Annotated in this window: 16 protein-coding genes and 1 pseudogene; 7 read left to right on the top strand and 10 right to left on the bottom strand. The window is 53.8% G+C overall.

Going from position 1 to position 20904, the window contains the following annotated elements:
• Positions 1–285 (bottom strand): annotated as a pseudogene (locus tag K355_RS0122295) (transposase); the annotation flags it as partial.
• Positions 286–521: 236 nt separating this feature from the next.
• On the opposite strand from K355_RS0122295, the gene K355_RS0122290 reads away from it, so the two are divergent.
• Both K355_RS0122290 and K355_RS0122280 read left to right on the top strand, forming a co-directional pair.
• On the top strand, positions 522–935 hold the full coding sequence (locus K355_RS0122290; protein WP_022734385.1) for a hypothetical protein: 414 nt from the start codon (positions 522–524) through the stop codon (positions 933–935).
• Positions 936–1108: 173 nt separating this feature from the next.
• A complete protein-coding gene (locus K355_RS0122280) occupies positions 1109–1531 on the top strand; it encodes a hypothetical protein (RefSeq protein ID WP_033369278.1) in 423 nt (140 codons plus the stop codon).
• A gap of 78 nt (positions 1532–1609) precedes the next feature.
• Here K355_RS0122280 and K355_RS0122275 read toward each other — a convergent pair whose 3' ends face one another.
• The 8 genes from K355_RS0122275 to K355_RS24765 form a co-directional block, all read right to left on the bottom strand.
• Entirely contained in the window at positions 1610–3010 is a 1401-nt protein-coding gene (locus K355_RS0122275) for an aspartate aminotransferase family protein (protein ID WP_022734382.1), read from the bottom strand.
• A gap of 42 nt (positions 3011–3052) precedes the next feature.
• Positions 3053–4540 carry an NAD-dependent succinate-semialdehyde dehydrogenase gene (locus K355_RS0122270; RefSeq protein ID WP_022734381.1) on the bottom strand — a complete coding sequence of 496 codons (1488 nt, stop codon included), beginning with the start codon at positions 4538–4540 and terminating at the stop codon, positions 3053–3055.
• Between the two features lie 180 nt (positions 4541–4720).
• Positions 4721–4966 (bottom strand): hypothetical protein, encoded by a 246-nt coding sequence (locus K355_RS0122265; RefSeq protein ID WP_022734380.1) that lies wholly within the window; start codon positions 4964–4966, stop codon positions 4721–4723.
• Between the two features lie 115 nt (positions 4967–5081).
• Positions 5082–8339: an ABC transporter transmembrane domain-containing protein gene (locus K355_RS0122260; protein ID WP_022734379.1), complete on the bottom strand. Its 3258-nt coding sequence runs from the start codon at positions 8337–8339 to the stop codon at positions 5082–5084.
• An 89-nt stretch (positions 8340–8428) separates the two neighbouring features.
• Positions 8429–9208 carry an MBL fold metallo-hydrolase gene (locus tag K355_RS0122255; RefSeq protein WP_022734378.1) on the bottom strand — a complete coding sequence of 260 codons (780 nt, stop codon included), beginning with the start codon at positions 9206–9208 and terminating at the stop codon, positions 8429–8431.
• 319 nt (positions 9209–9527) lie between these two features.
• Positions 9528–10334 (bottom strand): ion transporter, encoded by an 807-nt coding sequence (locus K355_RS0122245; protein ID WP_022734376.1) that lies wholly within the window; start codon positions 10332–10334, stop codon positions 9528–9530.
• Between the two features lie 130 nt (positions 10335–10464).
• Complete coding sequence (locus K355_RS0122240) at positions 10465–11421, bottom strand: acetyl-CoA carboxylase carboxyltransferase subunit alpha (RefSeq protein WP_022734375.1); 957 nt, start codon at positions 11419–11421, stop codon at positions 10465–10467.
• Between the two features lie 221 nt (positions 11422–11642).
• Positions 11643–12011, bottom strand: a complete 369-nt coding sequence (locus tag K355_RS24765; protein ID WP_022734374.1) for a winged helix-turn-helix transcriptional regulator — start codon at positions 12009–12011, stop codon at positions 11643–11645.
• A gap of 153 nt (positions 12012–12164) precedes the next feature.
• On the opposite strand from K355_RS24765, the gene K355_RS0122230 reads away from it, so the two are divergent.
• Positions 12165–13187 carry a zinc-binding alcohol dehydrogenase family protein gene (locus tag K355_RS0122230; RefSeq protein ID WP_022734373.1) on the top strand — a complete coding sequence of 341 codons (1023 nt, stop codon included), beginning with the start codon at positions 12165–12167 and terminating at the stop codon, positions 13185–13187.
• Positions 13188–13298: 111 nt separating this feature from the next.
• Here the strand turns inward: K355_RS0122230 and K355_RS0122225 are convergent, their stop codons facing one another.
• Positions 13299–14285, bottom strand: a complete 987-nt coding sequence (locus tag K355_RS0122225) for an HpcH/HpaI aldolase/citrate lyase family protein (RefSeq protein ID WP_022734372.1) — start codon at positions 14283–14285, stop codon at positions 13299–13301.
• 392 nt (positions 14286–14677) lie between these two features.
• On the opposite strand from K355_RS0122225, the gene K355_RS0122220 reads away from it, so the two are divergent.
• The 4 genes from K355_RS0122220 to K355_RS0122205 all read left to right on the top strand — a co-directional run bounded on the left by K355_RS0122220 (position 14678) and on the right by K355_RS0122205 (position 20900).
• Positions 14678–15838 carry a GGDEF domain-containing protein gene (locus tag K355_RS0122220; protein WP_022734371.1) on the top strand — a complete coding sequence of 387 codons (1161 nt, stop codon included), beginning with the start codon at positions 14678–14680 and terminating at the stop codon, positions 15836–15838.
• 170 nt (positions 15839–16008) lie between these two features.
• Positions 16009–17793 (top strand): calcium-binding protein, encoded by a 1785-nt coding sequence (locus K355_RS0122215; RefSeq protein WP_022734370.1) that lies wholly within the window; start codon positions 16009–16011, stop codon positions 17791–17793.
• Between the two features lie 78 nt (positions 17794–17871).
• A complete protein-coding gene (locus tag K355_RS24760; protein WP_022734369.1) occupies positions 17872–19110 on the top strand; it encodes a calcium-binding protein in 1239 nt (412 codons plus the stop codon).
• Positions 19111–19151: 41 nt separating this feature from the next.
• Complete coding sequence (locus tag K355_RS0122205) at positions 19152–20900, top strand: calcium-binding protein (RefSeq protein WP_022734368.1); 1749 nt, start codon at positions 19152–19154, stop codon at positions 20898–20900.
• Positions 20901–20904 lie beyond the last annotated feature (4 nt).

Below are 20904 nucleotides of genomic sequence, written 5' to 3'. Positions count from 1 at the left end.
CGTACCTCATTTTGCATCCCTGGCGAAGTACGCGGTTGCCTTTTTTAGAATATCGCGCTCCTCGGTGATCCGGGCGAGTTCTTGCTTCAGGCGGCGTATCTCGGATGATTGTTGATCAGCTTCAGCAATCGCATCAGGGGACTTGCTGAACTTCTTCTTCCACACATACAGGGAATGTGTGCTGACACCGAGACGAGCAGAAACTTCCGCTACTGAGTAGCCTCGTTCTGTAATCTGACGAACGGCATCAATCTTGAACTCATCGGTAAAATGACTCTTGGGCATCGTAAACTCCTTGCCTCACTTTATAAGTAATGAGGTGTCTACAATTCCAGGGGCTATTCACGTTCGAATGCAGAAGACTCACAGATCATCAAAGGTGTTGGTTTTTCCGCCTGATTTGACGTCTTTCCGTTGTGTAAGGTCGCACACTTATCACAGCACAGCGCGCCTTACGTCAGATGTGGAGCCACCTGTTTACATCATGTGATCGGGTGCCATCACACCACATAGGAAAGGAAATGGCTGTGAATGACTTTAATCTTTCTCAAGCGCTGCGGGATATTCTGTTCCCGGCAGTGATGATGGCGTTCGTGCTGTTGGGGACGTTTATGACGTCGGCGAATGCCGAGGTTCTGTCGCCCAATGGGGTGTCGATGAGCTCGGCTGAATGGGGCGAGAAGTCGCCCGATAAAGCAGGCGTTACCGTCAAAGCAGCGCTCAGCAATGCCGACAATGCGACAATCGTTTCCGCAATCCCCAGCAGTTCTTCGACCACGCTGAACCTTATTGGTTCCGGGGGCGGTATCTGGTGGTCTGAGGGCGATGGTGCCGAGATCAAGCTGAATATCATCAATTCATCGGGCAGCCAGATCGGGTCTTGCACGGTTTCGTCGACCAAAGGCAAAAACGGTAAATACGTTACTGCTTGCTAGAACGGCCGATAACGATTTTGCTCAGGCACAGAGCAAAGGCCGATTAAAAGTCGGCCTTTGCTTTTTTACCGATGAAATTCCCGATTGTTTGTCGGCGGAAACTCATCTGCCAAGTTTCACAATCAAACACAGTTGGCGTCAGTAATCCGAGTTCCATTTTGAAAGGAAACAGGATGCTAAAATTCGTAGCGACGTCGATATTTTTTCTGGTCTTTGGGATTTTCATGGTCCCGGCTGTGGCCGGAGATTTCAGCAACGTACATGTTGGTACAGCAACAGATTATCAGGCCATTAGTGCGACACAGCTTGCACTGGAATCAACCGATAGCGAAAAAACAACTGTGGCTGAGACGCTTTCCAAGTCACGGGAAGCATCCATACAGAATGCCTATAATGGTGTTGGAAATACGGAACTCTTGGTAACCAAGTTTTGGCACAAGGGCGGTACTTCGTCACTTGATAGCACATGGGAACATATTACCGTCGAAGTCTGGAAGAACGATGAGTATGTCAAAACGTGCCATGCGTATTCGCTGGATGTCGAAATTGGGAAAGGCGATAATCGCCGCCGGGTGTATCAGTCAACCTGCGATTAATCCATAAAGACAGGGGCCGATCAGATGATCGGCCCCTTTAAATCGTGGTCGTTTATGTCACATCACGTTGCGGCGCGATTATTTGCCTGCGGCAACTTCGTCGGCAACCGCATCAACAGCCTGTTTGGCAATGTCGATGACTTTGTCGACTTCGGCCTTGGTGATGCACAGCGGCGGTGCAAAGCCAAGGATGTCGCCATGTGGCATCGCACGTGCGATCATGCCGCGTTCAAGGCAGGCGGCCGAGACGCGCGGACCGATTTTCGCATTCGGATCAAACCGTTCTTTTTTGGTTTTATCGGCGACAAATTCAAGGGCTGCCATCAGGCCAACACCGCGTGCTTCGCCGACCAGCGGATGGTCGCTAAAGGTTTCACGCATGCGGGTCTGCATGTAGCCACCGGTTTCTGCCGAATTGCCCGTCAGGTTTTCGCCATCAACGATATCAAGGTTGGCATTGGCAGCTGCGGCGCAGACCGGGTGGGCCGAATAGGTCCAGCCGTGGCCAATCGGGCCCATTTTGTCCGAACCCTGTTCGAGAACTTTCCACACACGTTCGCCGACAATCACACCCGAAAGCGGCAGATAACCAGAGGTCACACCCTTCGCAATGGTGATCAGGTCGGGTTTCATGTCGTAGTGCATGGAGCCGAAATAGGACCCGGTACGGCCAAAGGCGGTGACAACTTCGTCAGCGACCAGAAGCACGTCGTATTTGTTCAGGACAGCCTGAATGGCGGCCCAGTAACCTTCTGGCGGGGTGATGATGCCGCCCGTGCCCATGACCGGCTCGCCGATGAAGGCGGCAACAGTTTCAGGGCCTTCGCGCAGGATCATTTTTTCAAGGTCGTCTGCACAACGTTTGGCAAATTCGGCCTCGGTTTCACCGGCTTCTGCATTCCAGTAATGGTGCGGGCAGGTGGTGTGCAGGATCGGTGCACGCGGCAGATCAAACGCATTGTGGAAGGCGGCAAGGCCGGTCAGGCTGCCGGTCATGATCCCGGAGCCGTGATAGCCGCGCCAGCGTGAGATGATCTTTTTCTTCTGCGGCAGGCCGCGGATGTTGTTGTAGTACCAGATCAGCTTGATGTTGGTTTCGTTGGCATCCGATCCGGACATGCCGTAATAGACGCGCTGCATGCCTTCGGGGGCGCTTTTGATGATGCGGTCTGACAGGCGAATCACCGGCTCGTTCCCGTGCCCGACATAGGTGTGGTAATAAGCCAGTTCCTTGGCCTGCGCATAGATCGCATCGGCAATTTCGGTCCGGCCATAGCCGACATTCACACAGTACAGACCAGCGAAGGCATCAAGGCTTTCGCGGCCTTCGGTGTCATGGATGTAAATACCCTTGCCGCCGTTGATAATGCGGTTGGGGGTTTCCCCATCGGCATGCTGGCGCATGTGGGTCGACGGGTGCATGAAGTGCGCCCGGTCCATTTCCTGCAGGTCGGCCGTGGTGTTTTTGATGACATTCATTGTTGTTCTCCCATGTGAATGCGGTGGTGTCTGAGGCGCGCGTTACTGTTTAAACGCAGCGCAGACGTATTTGAGTTCAGTGAATTCTTCGAGGCCATGGCGCGATCCTTCGCGGCCCAGACCAGATTGCTTTACCCCGCCAAACGGAACCGGTGCGCCGGTGATTTTGACACAGTTGAGCGCAACCATACCGTATTCAAGCGCATTGGATACCCGGTTTGCGCGGTCATGATCGTTGGTAAACAGATATGCCGCCAGACCATATTCGCTGTCATTGGCCTGTGCGATGACCTCATCCTCGGTGTCAAAGGGCATGACCGGTGCGACCGGGCCGAATGTTTCTTCGCGGTAGATTTGCATGTCCTTGGTCACATCGGCAAGCAGGGTGGGGGCATAGAACAGTCCGCCCATTTTCTTGCCACCTGTCAGAACGCGCGCACCCTTGGCACGTGCATCTGAGACGTGCTCGTCACATTTAGCAACCGCACGGTCATGCATCAGTGGGCCGATCTCGACATATTCTTCAATGCCGTTGCCGACACGTAGTTCGGCAATTGCCTTGGCGTATTTGTCGAGAAATTCGTCATAGATATCGCGCTGGACAAAGATGCGGTTTGCCGCAAGGCAATCCTGACCGCTGGTGGCGAATTTGGCATTAATCGCGTGGGCGACGGCTTCGTCGAGGTCGACATCATCAAACAGGATGAACGGCGCATGACCGCCGAGTTCCATCGACATTTTCTTGATCGTCTGGGCCCCTTGTGACAGCAACAGCCGACCGACTTCGGTTGAGCCGGTGAACGACAGGGCGCGGACATCGGTACTGCCGCACAGTTCGCCAACCACCGGGTTCGGATCACCGGTGACAACGTTAAACACGCCTGCCGGAATGCCCGCACGTTCAGCCAGTTCGGCCAAGGCGGTTGCGGAAAACGGGGTTTCGGTTGCCGGGCGGACAATCATGGTGCAGCCCGCAGCCAAGGCGGCGGCGGCTTTGCGTGTGATCATCGCGCACGGGAAGTTCCATGGGGTGACGGCAGCCGTCACACCGATGGCTTCGCGTTTGACCGACATGTTGCGGCCCGGCAGGTGGGACGTGATGTTTTCGACGTTCACGCGTTTGGCTTCTTCGGCGTAGAAATCGATGAAGCTTGCGGCGTAGTTAATTTCGCCGCGCGATTCATTAATCGGTTTGCCCTGCTCAAGCGTCATCAGAAGGGCCAGGTCTTCCTTGTTTTCGAGCAGAAGATCATGCCAGCGACGAAGTGCGCTTGCGCGGTCCTGTGGCAGCATGGCCGACCATGCCGGGAAGGCTTCCTTGGCCGCGGCAATGGCCTTGCGGGTTTCAAAGATGCCCATGTTCGGGACGGTGCCGATGAAGCTGCCATCGAACGGGTTGGTGACTTCAATAACCTGAAGGTTGTCGGCCGAGCACCAGCGGCCATCAATGTATGCATGTTCGCGCAAAAGGCGCAGATCAGCGAGCTGGCTTAGGGATACGCAACGCTGTTCTTTTGATTGTGCCGACATCGGAACCTCCTTGAAACGGGCTGACGCGTTTGCGACCAGCTTGTTTGTTGAACTGCAAGGAAGTTATCAGTGCGTGGCAAGAGGAGGTGTCCGAAGTGCGCGCCAAATGATGCTTTTTTTTTGGCAGAGCCCGGTCAAATAGGAATGTTTCTTCTGCCAGAGGCGTGAAACGCAGGGGAATCAGTCGTCTGAGGATTTCAGGTATTTCTGCATTTCGCGTTTCTGGCGGCGTTTTTCCATGACAGTGCGGACAATGATCACGGCAAAGAACAGCACGACGATGCTGGTCGACATCGGAAAGGCAAAGGGGATGCCGATCAGAAACATCAATCCCCCCAAGATACTGCCGCCCAGAAGGGCGATAAACCCGCCAAGCATGACGATGGCAAACAGAGAGGCAATCAAGATGGATGCGATTTTATTCATGAAATGACAGGTGCGTTTCTTCGGGTGCAAGGCAATAAACCGGATCAAAGTGCCGATCCGGTTTATGATAAATGCGGGCGACGTTATGTTTGGCTCTGACGTGACGTGTTGAGCCTTAATCGTTGTTTTTACTGCTGAGCTGTTTGGTGGTTTGATCGAGACGGTCAGCCAGAACACGGATCAACTGGATGGCGACCGCCTGATCCTGTCTGACCAGGCCAAGGAATTCGGCCTTGTCGAGTTTCAAGACGGTCATGTCCTCGACCGCACGAATGGTTGCGGACCGGGGGGCGTCGACCAGAAGGGCGATTTCGCCGATGACTTCCTTGGGGTTCACATCGCGCAGTTTTACGGTCTGCATTTCGTCCGTCGTCAGCCAGATTTCACCACGACCGGAAATGACGATATAGGCGGCATCGCCGGGATCGCCCTGTTTTACCAGAACCTCACCATGTTTGAAGGTCAGGCGCGGGCTGGTAAACGCAAGGAGTTTGACCACACTTGGATCAAGCCCGGCAAACAGCGGAATGGTGCGAAGCAGCCGGACTTCCTGATCAATGTCACCATCGGCGACAGTCGTTTCTTCGTCGGATTCGGTGATGTCAGGCGTTTGATCGTCTGATGATTGACCACGGCGCTTAACCAATTTTCCGTTCGACATGTGCAGCAAAGCATCGAACTTTTCATTGTCGTGATCATCGCCATCCACCCAGAGAAGGCTGGTGTTGTCATTCTGTCCGGTGAGATAGGCGATGACGTTTTCGCGCGTTTCACGGTCCAGCGCAGACAGGCCTTCGTCAACCACCAGCAGATCAGGATTTTTGATCAAGGCGCGGACAAGGGCGATTTTCTGACGCAGGGTTTGCGAGACGCGGCTGCCGCCAACGCCGACCTGACTTTCAAGGCCAAGGGCAACAAGTTCTTCGTAAAGACCGCCTTCATGGGCGATTTCAAACAGGACTTCGCCAACGCGTTCTTCGGAATTTGCACGGCCATAGGCAAAGCGACCAAACAGCAAGTTATCGAGGATCGGGGCGGCCGGGGTGTAGCCATCGCCATCGAAGAAGTCGATGAATTTCGCCAGTGAGTCTGGAAGGTTTTCGTGGAACCTCGGCCGTGCAGACAACACCAACTGACGGAAATCGTCATCAATCACCCGAAGACGGTGACGGGCCGGTGTCAACTGCATGGCGACGTCGAGAAGATGCAACTGATCTTCTTTGCGGATGTCGTCAAAGGCAACACCTTCGGTCCGTTTGAGGATGTTCTTCACTTCGGGAATTTCATCGGCCGACACGAAACTGTAGCGGTCAAAGAACTCATGTCCTGCGGGCAGGCCGGTAAACAGTTCGATCATCAGATCAAGTGTTTCGCGGCCCATTCTGACCATGCGTTCATAAAGACCGGTGTCGCGCAGGGTTTGCTGCATGAACGGATGAGACAGGAACTCAAACCGTTCAAAGTGGGTTTGCGACGGCGTGCCAAACACAAGGTTCACGCCCACCGGTGCGTTGTCGTTGTATTTTTCAATGTCATAGGGTTCGACAAGGTCGGACAATTGCCGTTGATCAAGAATTTCCTTTAGCCGTGGCCGGACGGTCAGGACCGATGCAACCAGTTCGGGATGTGCGGCCGGATCAACGCGGCGTTGCAAACCAATGCGATAGATGTCGCGGTCCAGACCGACAACCTCAAGCAGGCGCATCAGTTCGCCGTGCAATTCTTCGCGTGATGAGAAGCCCGGTCCGACATAGTCAATCCAGTTCGCCGACGGGTCATAGGGAATGTTGCCCGAACGCTGAACCTCGTCATACATCTCGCGGGTGAATTGCCATGGCAGGGCTGCCGGGTCTGAAATGTCAATCTGATCGACAAAGTTCGGCAACGGGAACTCAACCAAGTCATTGTATGCTTTGGACTTGCTGGCAACGGCTTTGTCTTTTTCGTCCGCACGTGTAACCGCATTATCATTGTCACCCGTTTGGGGGGCTTCGTCGCTGGTGGCGGCTGTTTGATCGACAATGATCGGGCGATGTTTCAGGCCATACAGCAGGTTATCTGAAATGCTGCCGTTAAACAGATAGGCATCACTCCCGATATAGGCCAGACGTTGGCCGATGATGGCGGCCGGAAGATTGGTGGCATCCATATCGTTGAACTGGATCCGACCACTTGTAGGGTCGAGAATCCGTGCCAGCAATCGTGCGACCTGTGATTTGCCGCTGTCGGCAGAGCCGGTCAGAAGGGCCGTGCCCGGAAGGGGCATGTTAAACGACACATTTTCAACAACGCGGGTTCCGTCATCATCAACCCATGACAGGGCGGTCACATCAAGCGGGCCATTCAGGCGCGGTGACAGCGGCACGGTCAGTTGATGTTCAGATGACAGATCGGGCAGTTCGAACTGCTCGTGGAGCTGGTCATATTTAATCCGCGCGTCGGCAAGGCGTTGATAATAGGCCAGAAGTTCCTTCCACGGGGCGGACATATCCTTATAGGCGGCAAGGGCTGCGACCAGTGCGCCGAAACTCAGGTCCCCGATAATCACCAGATAACCGCCAATCGAATAGAAGAAGAACGGGGTGATCTGGGCGATGAAGTTATTGAGGAACTTGATAAAGAATTTACGGAAATAGATTTCCTTGCGGATTTCAAAAATCCGGCCCAAACGCTGGGTAAAGTGGGTGAGTTCAAACCCGTGGGTTTCGTTGGCACGAATGTCGGTGGCACCGCCAACCGCCTCGCCAATATGTTCGGACATCCGGCGGACATTCTGTACCCGCTGCTTACCCAGCAGATTGACGCGTTTTTGCAATTTCGGGATCAAATATCCCTGCAATGGATAGAACGCGATGGAGGCCAGCCCCATCAATGGGTCCTGAATAAAGATAAAGGCCGAAATCGTAACCAGAATACCGCCCTGATACAGGGGGAGGGAAAAGGCCTCGCCAAAGAAACCGCCAAGCGGTTCGGCCTCGGCCGTGATCATCGAGACGATTTCGCCCTGACTGGTTTTACGAAAATGCGGCAATGGGAAGCGCAACACCCGTTCAAACAGGTTATAGCGCAACCGGCGCAACAGTCTTTCGGACATCACGCCGACATAGACGTTGATGAAATATTTGAACCCGCCATTGACGAAAACAAGGGCGAGGAAAATCCCCGACAGGGCAAACAGATATTCGATCTGATCGAGTTCAACCCCGAGAAGGTCATAGGGCGATCCCGCGCCGCCGATCGCTTCGTTGACGATCAGTTTGGGCAGGTCGAGGGAATAATACAGAAACGGAAATGAAAACAGCGTCACCAAAGTCAGGATGATCTGTTGCAGGCGGCTATATCGCCAGATATAGGCAAAAACCGATTTTGGCATTCGCGCGTCCCGTTTTGTTGGTCAGGAACAAATTGTTCCGGTTGCTCGCTGTTTATTGTTATCGCGCAGATTACCAACCAGACGTGGAATTAGCCAAGGTCGAAACTTTGTTCCGGGCTGATAAATCCGCAAAAACCGTCTGCTTTGGCATCGGGCTTATCATATGCCTGATAATGATACAGCCACATCTTTGCCTTTACCTCGGCAGGGAGCGTGACAAGTTGATCATAATGGGCGTGTACACCTGAATGACGTGGGCCTAATTCGCAATCCTGAAAAATGATATCTGCCTTTTTGTAGAAGGGCATATGTGCATCAGGATCGAATATCGCATCTGTGGTCAGGAAAAAGCTTTTGTCTTTTGCGTGCCCGAACAGCGCGAAGGAAAACATGGTTTTTTCCTCGGTCACGACATGGGCCGCCGGGATGACATCAAACTTCAACCCCTGCCATTCAAACCCGTCTTCGGGTTCAAGAGCGATAACATCGAAATAGGAGGACAGTGTGCTGTTGCCGTGGTCGCTGGTTTCCAGACCACCGCGAAGCGAATGTTCCCATAGCGGTTCGATCAGCTCGCGTGCGGTGATCAGATCGACACGGTGCCCGTCAAAGATAAAATAGTTGGCAAGCGCCATCCATTCCAGACCACCAATGTGATCTGAATGCAGGTGGCTGATATAGACGGCCTCAAAGTCATTTGGCATACAGCCAAGTTTACGCAGCGAATGACGCGCATCTGAACCGCAGTCAATCAGCAGGCGTTTTGGCTGTTCGTCACCCGACGGGGTGGTTTCCAGAACCATGTTGCTCTGAAAGTTGTCGGCTGCCATACAAAATGCCGACCCTGTCCCCGCAAAAGTAAGCTTCATTTTCCCCGTTCTCCCGACCTTTTGACGAAAGACTAGAGCAACATTCCAGAAAGATGAATTAATTTGTTTGGAAAATGCCATGGCGTCGCACAAAGCAGCCAGTATCAGACGCGCAATCGCCCGTGATCACGTGATGCAAAAAATCAGATCTTTGGCAACGTCACCGACCGGACCGGGGGCTGCATGGCAGAAATTTTCAAGTTCGGTGCAATGACCAAACCCGCAGGATAGCTGAAACACGCGCTTTATCAGAAAAGCCTGAAGTTTTTCGGCGGCGGAAAGGCTGACCCGATGTCGGTTAAGGTGGGGGCCGGGACCGTTATTTTATCTCGGGTGCCTTTTCGTCACGTTCCACGCGGGCGTTGAGTTTGGCGAGTTCGTGACGCAGTTCGCGAAGTTCATTCATGATTTCACCATGATCACTTTCGATCTCGTCGCGAGTCTGGGACCCTTCGACATCGACGTGGGTCGACATGGCATCAACCACGATCGCGATAAACAGGTTCAAAACCGCAAATGTCGTCACCAGAATGAACGGCACAAAGAACATCCATGCATGCGGATAGGATTCCATCACCGGGCGGACAATGCCCATCGACCAGCTTTCAAGGGTCATGATCTGGAACAGGGAATACAGCGACGCCCCGATGGACCCAAACCATTCAGGGAAGCCTGCGCCAAACAGTTTGGTCGCCATGACGGCGGATACATAGAACACCAGCGACAATAGGGTCAGAACAGAAATCATGCCGGGAATGGCCCGCATCAGGGCTTCGACCACTTTGCGCATCGAAGGAACCGTCGATATCAGGCGGAATGCGCGCAAAATACGCAAGGCGCGTAGCACTGAAAGCCCCTGTCCGGCGGGCAGGAGCGTAATGGCAACGATGGTGAAATCGAAAACATTCCAGGACCGCTTAAAGAACGAAAGGCGGTAAACAAAAAGCTTCATCGCCAATTCGACGACAAAAATTGCCACCGCGATCTGATCAAGCGCATGCAGGAACGGTCCCGCCACATCCATGATTGTTGAGGATGTCTCAAGCCCGAGAATGATGGCGTTAAGGGCAATAACAGCCGTAATGAAGTTCTGAAAACGGCTGGATTCAATAAACCGGCGCAACATGGTCTGGTGCCTCCCGACAGGGTCGGAAATTGGCGCGGGCTTGCCGGATATCACCGACGGCAGACAGCGCCGGATGAAATAACAACAGGACGCAGTCACCCGAAGATGATCTGCGTCCTGAATGGAAAAATCAGTTCAGGCCTTTGCGGCCCATTTCAAGAAACTTGTCGCGACGGCGGGCTTTAAGAACGCCGCCTTCGACGTCATCCATGCTTTCAAGGGCCTTGATGATGGCAGCACCAACACGTTTGCAGGCCTCGGCTGGTGAACGCTGTGCGCCGCCAAGCGGTTCGGCGATGATGTCATCAATCACGCCAAGCTGAAGCAAATCCTGTGCGGTAAGGCGCAGGGCCTCGGCAGCGGTTTTGGCCTCGTCGCCGGAACGCCACAGGATGGATGCGCAGCCTTCTGGCGAGATCACCGAATAGATCGAGTTTTCAAGCATCAAAACGGTGTTTGCGACAGCAAGTGCAATGGCACCACCCGATCCACCTTCGCCGATGACGATCGAAATCAATGGCACCTTGATATCAAGGCAGGTTTCGATGGACCGTGCGATGGCTTCTGACTGACCGCGTGCTTCGGCATCCGCACCGGGGAAGGCCCCGGCGGTATCGACCAGTGTGACCACCGGGATGTTAAACCGTTCTGCCATGCGCATCAGGCGCACCGCCTTGCGGTAACCTTCCGGGCGGGCCGAGCCGAAATTGTGTTTTACACGGGTTTCGGTGTCGTGACCTTTTTCGTGGCCAATCACCATCACGCTGCGGCCCTGAAGACGGGCAAGACCACCAATGATGGCCTCGTCTTCGCCAAACAGGCGGTCGCCGGAAAGCGGGGTGAAATCTTCGAAAAGATGACCGATATAGTCGGTGAAATGCGGCCGATCAGGGTGGCGTGCAACTTGCGTCTTTTGCCACGGGGTCAGCTTGCCATAGGTGCCTTGCAGCAGTTTGGTCAGCTTATCCTGCAGGCGTGCGACCTCATCTGCGATATTGACTTCGTCATTACCGGTAAGATGACGGAGTTCTTCGATCTTGCCTTCAAGTTCGGCGATCGGTTTTTCAAAATCGAGGAAGTTATGCATCAGGGCATCATATCCGACTGGGAAACAATGGGCCGGAACATAGTATATCGGCCCGCTACGTCAAGCGTTGAGGGAGCCGTTACACATATTTTCCGTTTACGTAAGAATTATGGCGTATGTTCCACAAAACATAATGACAGTTTGCACACGGTTGCCCCACGACGTCCAGTATTCAGATTATTCATTCCATAAAGCGCTAAGAAGTCGCGTTTTTGCGAAGCTCAGGCATGGGCGGTTTGGGGCTGCTCTTTTTTGTCGTGCGCGTAATAGGGCACATGGGTTTCGCCCCATGCCTTAAGGGCCAGAATGATCTGGCGGAGGGTGTCGCCCTTTGCCGTCAGGCTGTATTCAACCCGGGGCGGAACTTCGGCATAGACTTCGCGATGCACCAGCCCGTCTGCCTCAAGCTCACGCAACTGACGGGTGAGCATCCGCTGGGTGACACCCGGCATCATGCGGTGCAGTTCGTTAAAGCGTTTGGTGCCATCAAGCAGATGGTACATCACAACGCCTTTCCACTTGCCGCCAATGACATCAAGTGCGCCTTCCACCGGGCAGCCGGGGCTGCGATTGGGTGCGCAACGGTCCATATTTAATCTCCTGATGCTCTGAAAGCCGCAGTAAAGTCCATTAGTATACAAAATGACACTATGGGTCGAAATTGTGTGTACTTCTTATTGAGGGCATTATGAGGTATCGTCGGCGCATTCACAAATCAAACGTGCGTTGCAAGGAATACAAATATGAAATCCATTGGTATTAACAAACCTGCCCCGGTCGAGACGCCCGGCCTTTTTACCCAGATTGAAACCGAAACGCCGACCGCCGAAGGTCGTGATATTCTGGTGCGGGTAAAGGGTGTCGCGGTGAACCCGGTTGATTTTAAAGTACGTAAGGGTCGGGCCAAGGAAGGTGAATTTACCGTGCTTGGCTGGGATGCGGCAGGCGTGGTCGAGGCTGTTGGCGAAGACGTCACCCTGTTTCGTCCGGGCGATGAGGTTTGGTATGCGGGCGATGTAACCCGTTCCGGGTCAAACAGCGAATTTCAGCTTGTCGATGAACGCATTGTTGCGCCAAAGCCCAAATCGCTTGATTTCGCAGCGGCGGCGGCCTTGCCGTTGACGACGATCACCGCCTGGGAGGCGATGTTTGACCGACTGTTGATTGATCGTACTGCAACCGAAGCCAATGCGGACAAAACCATCCTGATCATTGGTGGTGCAGGGGGCGTTGGCTCCATCGCGATCCAGCTTGCCAAGCTGGCCGGGTTGAACGTGATTGCCACCGCATCGCGCGATGAGACCATTGAGTGGGTCAAAAAACTGGGTGCGGATCAGGTGGTCAATCATCGCCGTCCGCTTAAGGATGAATTGGTCTCCCTTGATGTTGCCGCAGTTGATTACATTTTCTGCACATCTGAAACCGATCAGTATTTTGACGTGATGGCCGAAATCATTGCCCCGCAGGGACGGATCGTGACGATTACCGAAGCATCGAAAGAGCATAATGTGGATTTGCTCAAGGCGAAATCCGCCAGCTTTTCCTATGAATTCATGTTTACCCGGTCGATGTTTGAAACGCCCGATATGATCGAACAACACAAATTGTTGGCGACCGTCGCCCAACTGGTTGACGACGGTGTGATCAAAAATACGGCCTCTGAAAACTTTGGTCCGCTGACGCCGGAAAGCCTGAGAAAGGCGCATGCGCTGCTTGAAAGCGGCAAGGCGATTGGCAAGATCACCTTTGAGGCCATTCCGGAGTAGTCGGAAACTTCGCGGTGTGACAGCCGGACCTGATGCAAGACATCACAAAGGGGCGCCAGATAATGGCGCCCCTTTGAGTTTAACGGGTGTTATGGCGGGACGATTTGGTCGTCAGCTTTCGTTAAGTGCGGCGATGACGTCTGCTTGCCTGACCATGACTTCGGCCTGTTTGATGGAGGCGATATCAATCAGGCGACCATCAAGTGCAACGGCACCGGCGCCTTCGGCCTGAGCTTTTGCCATGGCTTCAAGAATGCGTTTGGCCTTGGTGACTTCGGCGTCTGACGGGGAATAGACTTCGTTGGCAAGGGTAATCTGGCTGGGGTGGATGGCCCATTTGCCTTCGCAGCCCAGCACCATGGCACGCGCGGCCTGTGCGCGGTAGCCATCCGGGTCGGAAAAGTCCCCAAACGGACCATCAATCGGGCGCAAGCCATTGGCGCGGGCCGCGACGACCATGCGGGCAATGGCGTAATGCCACATGTCACCCCAATGGTAATCGCGTGGTGTGTCGCCGTCCTTATCGGTCAAAACCCCGTAATGCGGGTTCGGGCCGCCAATGCCGGTTGTCATGGCCTTGGTCGAGGCGGCGTAATCAGCCACCCCGAAATGCAGGCTTTCATTGCGAGGCGAAGCGGCGGCGACTTCGTGGATGTTTTGCATACCAAGGGCGGTTTCAATGATCAGTTCAAACCCGATGCGTTTTTTGCGGCCCTTGGCGGCCTCAATCTGGGTCGCCATCATATCAAGCGCATAAACATCTGCGGCAGTCCCGACCTTGGGGATCATGATCAGATCAAGCCGGTCGCCGGCCTGTTCAAGAACATCAACAACATCGCGGTACATATAATGGGTATCAAGTCCGTTGATGCGTACCGACAGCACCTTGTTGCCCCAATCAATGTCATTGATCGCAGCGATGATGTTTTTGCGCGCCTGTTCCTTGTCACTGGGCGCAACCGCGTCCTCCAGATCAAGGAAAATGGCGTCGGCTTTTGATTTGGCGGCCTTTTCAAACAGTTCGATGCGGCTGCCGGGAACGGCAAGCTCGGACCGGTTCAGGCGCGCGGGGGCCGGGGTCGGTGTTGTGAAGCTCATGATAACGTTTCTCCAAAACCTGTCATTTCAAGACGGCAACGCGTCGGCAAGTTCGCCGTGCGATGCCTTTGTCGTATTCTTGTGGCGTGTTATTGCGTCCCGTTTTCGGGATCGTACCGTGGCCGCCGTGACAGTCTGCTTTTCTGCGATCATTGTGCGCCGCAGTAGGCTGGGTTTCAATTTATGGTGCAGATGCGAATGCTGGCAAGCTTAAAAACACCGTGTCGTATTGTGCTTTGGGTGCAGACCGATGCTGAATAAGAAAAACTGCAACTACGAAGGACAAAGCAATAGCCCCTTAACCCAACAGCCGTTAGATTACCGCCGATATCATGGTTCGGGATCGTTTCCCAACACGCGTTGCCCCATCTGCAGGTAGTATCAAACGACCCATGCGTCGCGCTTATTCCACCCTTGTTTCCGTCGGACTGGCCCCATTGTTGATCATGGGGGCCTGTTTGGTGCTGGCGATATCACCGAGCCTTGTGCCGGCTGAACTTTCGGGGCTGGTGCGGTATGGCCCGTTTCTTCTGGCTGGGCTGGGCGGGGCCATCGCATGGTGGTTCAACCGTGGGCGCGCGGTTTTTGTCATGCTGCTTTTGTTGGTGTGTTACTGGCTTTTGGTGGGTAATGGGGCGGGTTTTTCGCCCGATGGGATGGCCTTTTTACGCATTGCGACCCTGTATGTGATCCCGGCCAACTTGTTGATCCTTGGTTTTACGGCGGAGCGTGGTGTTTTAAACCCGCGTGGCACTGCACGGATGCTGGTGCTTGGGTTGCAGATTTTTGTCATGCTGATGCTGGCGGGGCAGCCTGATGTCGGCTTGGCACTTCATCGCGTGCTTGATACCCGGTTCATAAATGATGGCGGGTTTCTGTCGGTCATGCCGCATCCGGCCATGATCCTTTCCGTAATTGCGGTGATCTTATTGTTGATCCGTCATAAGCCGCTTGAGACAAGCTTTGCTGCGGCAATCATTGCCATCACGGTGGCAACGGTGATGGGCCCAGGTGCCATTCAATATGGCTATCTGGCAGCAACCGCCGTGGTGCTGGCCGGATTGGCACAGGAAGCGTGGCGGATGGCATTTGTCGATGATTTGACTGGCCTTGCCGGGCGGCGCGCCCTTGGCCATGCCATGGCGGAACTTGGTAGCCAGTACGCGATCGCCATGCTTGATGTTGATCATTTCAAAAAGTTCAATGACACCTATGGGCATGACGTTGGCGATATTGTCCTGAAAAAGGTCGCGCGTGAATTGGCCCGTGTTGGCGGGGGTGGCAAGGCGTTCCGATATGGTGGGGAAGAATTCACCGTTGTCTTTGCCGGGCGCACGGCAGAAAAAGTTCATGAACCGCTTGAAGCCCTGCGCAAACGGATTGCCGAGAATAAAATCACCGTACCCGAAAAGAATAAAACCGTATCGGTGACGATTTCAGTCGGCCTTTCAGAAATTGACGAGGATGTAAAAGACCCTTGGGCGGTTTTGAAGCGCGCCGATCAGAAGCTTTACGAGGCCAAACAGGCCGGGCGTAATCGAGTTTCCGTCTAAATATACAAATGAACTTTCAGTATTTGAATTAAATTTAGAAGAATATTAATTCAAATTTGAAGTAAAAATACACAATTATTGGTTCAATATATTTATTGTTATTATCGTTTTACGATTAGTTTTCTGGTGATAGTCTTTTGGAGTCTTTTCATTGTTTGTGGAGGATTCCAATGCCGCGCATCATCGGTACAAACCAAGACGACGTAATCTGGGACGAATGGACCAATGACACTGTCTATGGTCTGGAAGGTGATGACACCATCTATTTCGGCAGTGGAGACACCATTATCGGTGGTCCTGGGGCAGATACCTTTATTGCCCGGACGAGCCAGGATTATACGCTGTCCTATGAACTGTCAGACGATCCGGTTCATGTCGAGTTTTACAATCATTATAATGACGACCGTGAGACTCGCGATATCGAGCTTACCGGACATGGCGGTGATGCCGAGGGCGATACGTTAGAGTTTTACAACGACGATTATTACCACGAGCAGGAGTTCGACCTCACCGGTTCCGATCATGATGATTATCTTCAGGGGGAGTTTTATTCCGTTGATGGCGGCGGCGGTGCCGATACGATCATATTTGATTATCGGGATGTCAGAAATTTCGGCCCTTATGAGCCAACAGTCACATACGTCAGATCACCAGAAGGTGTCATTTTTGATCAGGACAACATGACCGGTGTTGGTGGTGATGCGGACGGCGACCAGATTTCAATTCTCGATGACACGGAAGAAACCCCCGATCTTAATGTGCGTGGCTCCAATCATGACGACACCTTGATTGCCGGTGAAGAGCGCGGCGGTATCCTGATGGGAGCTGGCGGGGATGATTTTCTTGTCGGAAGCCAGCTTGCCAATGATCTGCGCGGGGAGTGGGGTAATGATACGCTGCTCGGCAATGATGGCGATGATACGTTAAATGGTGGGTCGGGTGCCGATTTCATCAATGGCGGAGAGGGTCAGGATGAAGCCACCTTCATACATTCCAACGAAAGTGTTCAGGTCGAATTGACGGATGGTGCGGCGATTGTCAGTGGCGGCCATGCCGAAGGTGACGTCATTACCGGCGTCGAGGATATATTCGGGTCGCGCTATTCAGACGTCCTGATCGGCAATGATGGCGACAACGTGATTGACGGCTTTTATGGTTTTGATTCGATCTATGGCGGGGAGGGCAACGACACCCTTTCGGGCACTTTCGTCTATGGCGAGGCCGGTGATGACATCTTGCATGGCCAGCAGCACGGCATGGGTGGCCGCGATACGCTTGATGGCGGGGATGGCGACGATACCCTGTATGGCAATGACGGGGGGGATCAACTTTATGGCGGGGAAGGCAATGATACGCTGATCGCCAATAATATTTATTACGACGATTTCTTTGAACCTGACGCGACCGCCATGTGGGGTGGGAATGGTGATGACGTGATTAAGGGCGATGTCGCCAATGACGCTCTGTTTGGCGGGAATGGTGATGACGTTATGAACGGCGGGTTCGGCGATGATTACATGTCGGGCGGTGCTGGCCGGGATGTGATCAATGGCAGCACGGGCGATGACCATGTTTTTGGCGGTGACGGGCATGACGTTCTTAATGGTGGGCGTGGTCAAGACGATTGGGTCGAAGGGGGCGATGGCAACGACCTTCTGACCGGCGGGACGTTTGTTTGGCGTGTGTTTGAAGGCGGGGCGGAACGCGACCGCATCACAGATTTCAATCCCGACGCCGGAGAATTCAGCGACCATTTGATGTTTGGGAAAACGTTTCAAGAAAAAAGCGGCATCGAGGACTTCGATGATTTCCTTGAACACGCCAGCGATAATGAAGACGGCGTCTATATCGATTTTGCCAATGGCCGTCATTACGACTATGGGGTGCAAATCGATGACATGACCGTCGACGAACTGACGCCCGATAATGTCATTTTCGCCGATTATCTTGGATAGCTGCGCGTCAGGCGAGGGTATTGATCCAGATCGAAATTTCCCCCAATCCCTATTTGCGAACCTTTGACGGAGGGCATGATGGTGCCGCTTATCGGAACAGATGGTGACGACGTTCTGTATGAAACCACGGCATACAGTACGTTGTATGGCATGGATGGCGATGACACGCTGATTGGCAATGATGGCATCAGTTCCCTGTTTGGTGGAAACGGGGACGATACACTGATTGGCGGGGGCGGAAATGACCGGCTGACCGGCGGGGCCGGGGTGGATGTGTTGGACGGTGGCTCGGGCATCCGGGATGCGGTGTTCTATGAGGGTGAAAATGCCGCGGATGCGGTCCACGTCAATCTTGCAACCGGCACAGGTGTTGGCGGTGAGGCCGAGGGGGATGTGCTGCGCAACATTGAAGTCGTCTATGGCACGGAATTTGACGATACCCTGATTGGCAGTGATCAAAGCGACGTTCTTTGGGGGCGGGGCGGTAGTGACCTTCTGATCGGGGGTGACGGGGATGATTTTCTGTATGGCGATTATCTTGGCGATACGTCGGGCGACGACACCGTTTTGGGCGGCGATGGCAATGACACCCTGACCGGGCGGGACGGCAATGACATTCTGATTGGCGGCGATGGGAATGATCGTCTTAGCGGCGGGGCCGATGGCGACATCCTGTCAGGTGGAGCCGGGATGGATACCCTTGATTACAATGATAACGGTACCGAAGGGGTGACGATTAACCTTGCGACCGGGACGGCATCGGGTGGCACCGCCGATGGGGATGTGTTTGACGGGTTTGAAAATGTGCGTGGTTCGGGTGTCGCCGACATGATTATCGGTGATGAGGGGCGCAACCATCTGGACGGATTTTACGGTGACGATCATCTGCGCGGTGGTGATTTCCACGATGTCCTGACCGGTGGCGGCGGCAACGACACCCTTGAAGGCGGGGATGGCAATGATCTTCTGACCGGTGATGGTCGGGATGCCTATGGTGCGCCCGGATCAGATACATTTTTATGGACGGTTTTTGAAGGCGGTGCCGAGCGCGACCGCATCACCGATTTTGACACGGGTGAACAGGGCGACAGGTTTGTTTTTGGCAAAACGTTTCAGGAAAAAAGCGGGATTGGGAGTTTCGATGATTTTCTGGACCACGCCAGCGAAAATGAAACAGGTGTGTATGTCGATTTTGCCGATGGCCGTCACTATGGCTATGGCGTTCAGATTGACGGGGTCACGCTTGATGAACTGACATCCGGGCATGTCGTTTTTGATGATAACGATGATGGCCTGCCGCCGATTGACGATCTGTAATCGGTGCGGTGTTAAGCCCGATCAACCCAGAGGAGGACACCTTGGCCAAGATCATCGGAACGGATGCGAATGACAGCCTGACCGGGACTGCCGACGTTGACCAGATATACGGGCTTGGGGGCGATGATCGCCTTGAGGCGGTTGGTGTTGGCGATACCCTGATCGGTGGAGCGGGATCGGATACATTTGTTCTGACCGAAGACTGGCAGGATGTGACGCTCGATTACGCTGATTCTGATGTGGCGATTGAACGCGCATATCTGTATCGGGATGGCACAACCTATGTTCTTGACGGTGCGGGTGATATCGACCGGAGCGATGTTCAGGCCGATTTTGCCAACATCAGCATCACGGGAACCAGATATGACGACGCGTTTAGTGGTCATTGGGAAATGGTGGAAGGCGGGGCTGGTGCAGATCAGTTTGATCTGACGTCGGGCGCTGTGACATATGCGCATTCGCCCGAAGCTATACATCTTGATTTCGATGCCGGCCATTTTGACGGCGGGGATGCCGACGGCGACGTATTTTTAAGTGTGCGAGGCCTTACCGTTCATGGTTCGAGTTATGACGATCATTTGGTGGGGGCAAGTGGCCTTTATAATGACGTTTACCTGCATGGCGGGGGCGGGGATGACCTGCTTGAGGCGCGCGGTGACGGTGGTGCGCTATATGGGGATGCCGGGAATGACACGATGCTGGGCACCAGCGGGAATGATTATTTCAATGGCGGGCCGGGCCGGGACGTTATGATCGGTGGTGACGGGCAGGACCGGATCGACTATCGCGACGCGTCTTCGGGGGTTTACCTCAATCTTGCGACATCGCAAGTCAGTGGTGCTGAGGCGGACGGGGATGTATTTTCAAGCATTGAAGATGTCTATGGATCGTCTTTCGAAGACGTTTTGATTGGCAGCGACACGAACAACGATATTGATGGCTATGCCGGTGATGATTTGATCATTGGTGGGGATGGCAATGATCAACTGGCCGGTGACGGCTACTACGGACCTGCCCCGGTAAGTGTCACCATCAGTGACGATACCATCCTTGGCGGTGACGGAAAGGATGTGCTTAACGGCGGTGCCGGAAATGACATTTTGCTTGGCGGGGCGGATGACGACTGGATCGAAGGTGGTGTTGGTGCGGATGTTCTTGATGGTGGAGATGGCGAAAACTGGCTGGTGTATCAAAAGACCCTGAGCACGGGTTCAGAGGGCGTATATGCCAATATCGAAACCGATGTTGTTTATGGCGGGGATGCGCAAGGGGATGTCATTTCCAATTTCACCCACATCATCGGATCGGCAGAAGATGATTTCCTGATTGGAAATCAGGACCGCAACGAAATATATGGCGGGTTTGGCGACGATGTCATTTCTGGCGGTGGCGGACATGACTTTCTGATTGGGGCTTATGGCGCGGATACCATCGAAGGTGGTGACGGGAATGATTATCTTCTGGGCGGAACCGAAGGACGTTACGATGGCGGCGGGGCCAATACATTCGTTTGGAATGAGTACGAAGACGGGCCTGAGCGCGACCGGATAGGTGATTTTCAGGTTGGGCGCTATGGCGATCGTATCGCACTTGGTTCCGAGTTTCAGGACAAAAGCGGCATTCACGATATTAGTGACGTGCTGGCGCATGCCCAGCAGACTGACGAAGGTGTCTATCTCGATTTTAGCAACGGTCGCGGGCACACCTATGGTGTGGCGCTGGATGGTGTTGAAAAATCAGATTTGGACAGCAGCAATTTCTATTTTGCAGATGACGATGTTCTTGGCTGAGCCG

It is taken from the genome of Thalassospira lucentensis MCCC 1A00383 = DSM 14000, assembly GCF_000421265.1.
Taxonomy (GTDB): Bacteria; Pseudomonadota; Alphaproteobacteria; order Rhodospirillales; family Thalassospiraceae; genus Thalassospira; species Thalassospira lucentensis.
The sequence above is the reverse complement of the archived record's forward strand: the minus strand, read 5'-3'. Positions and strand labels throughout refer to the sequence as shown.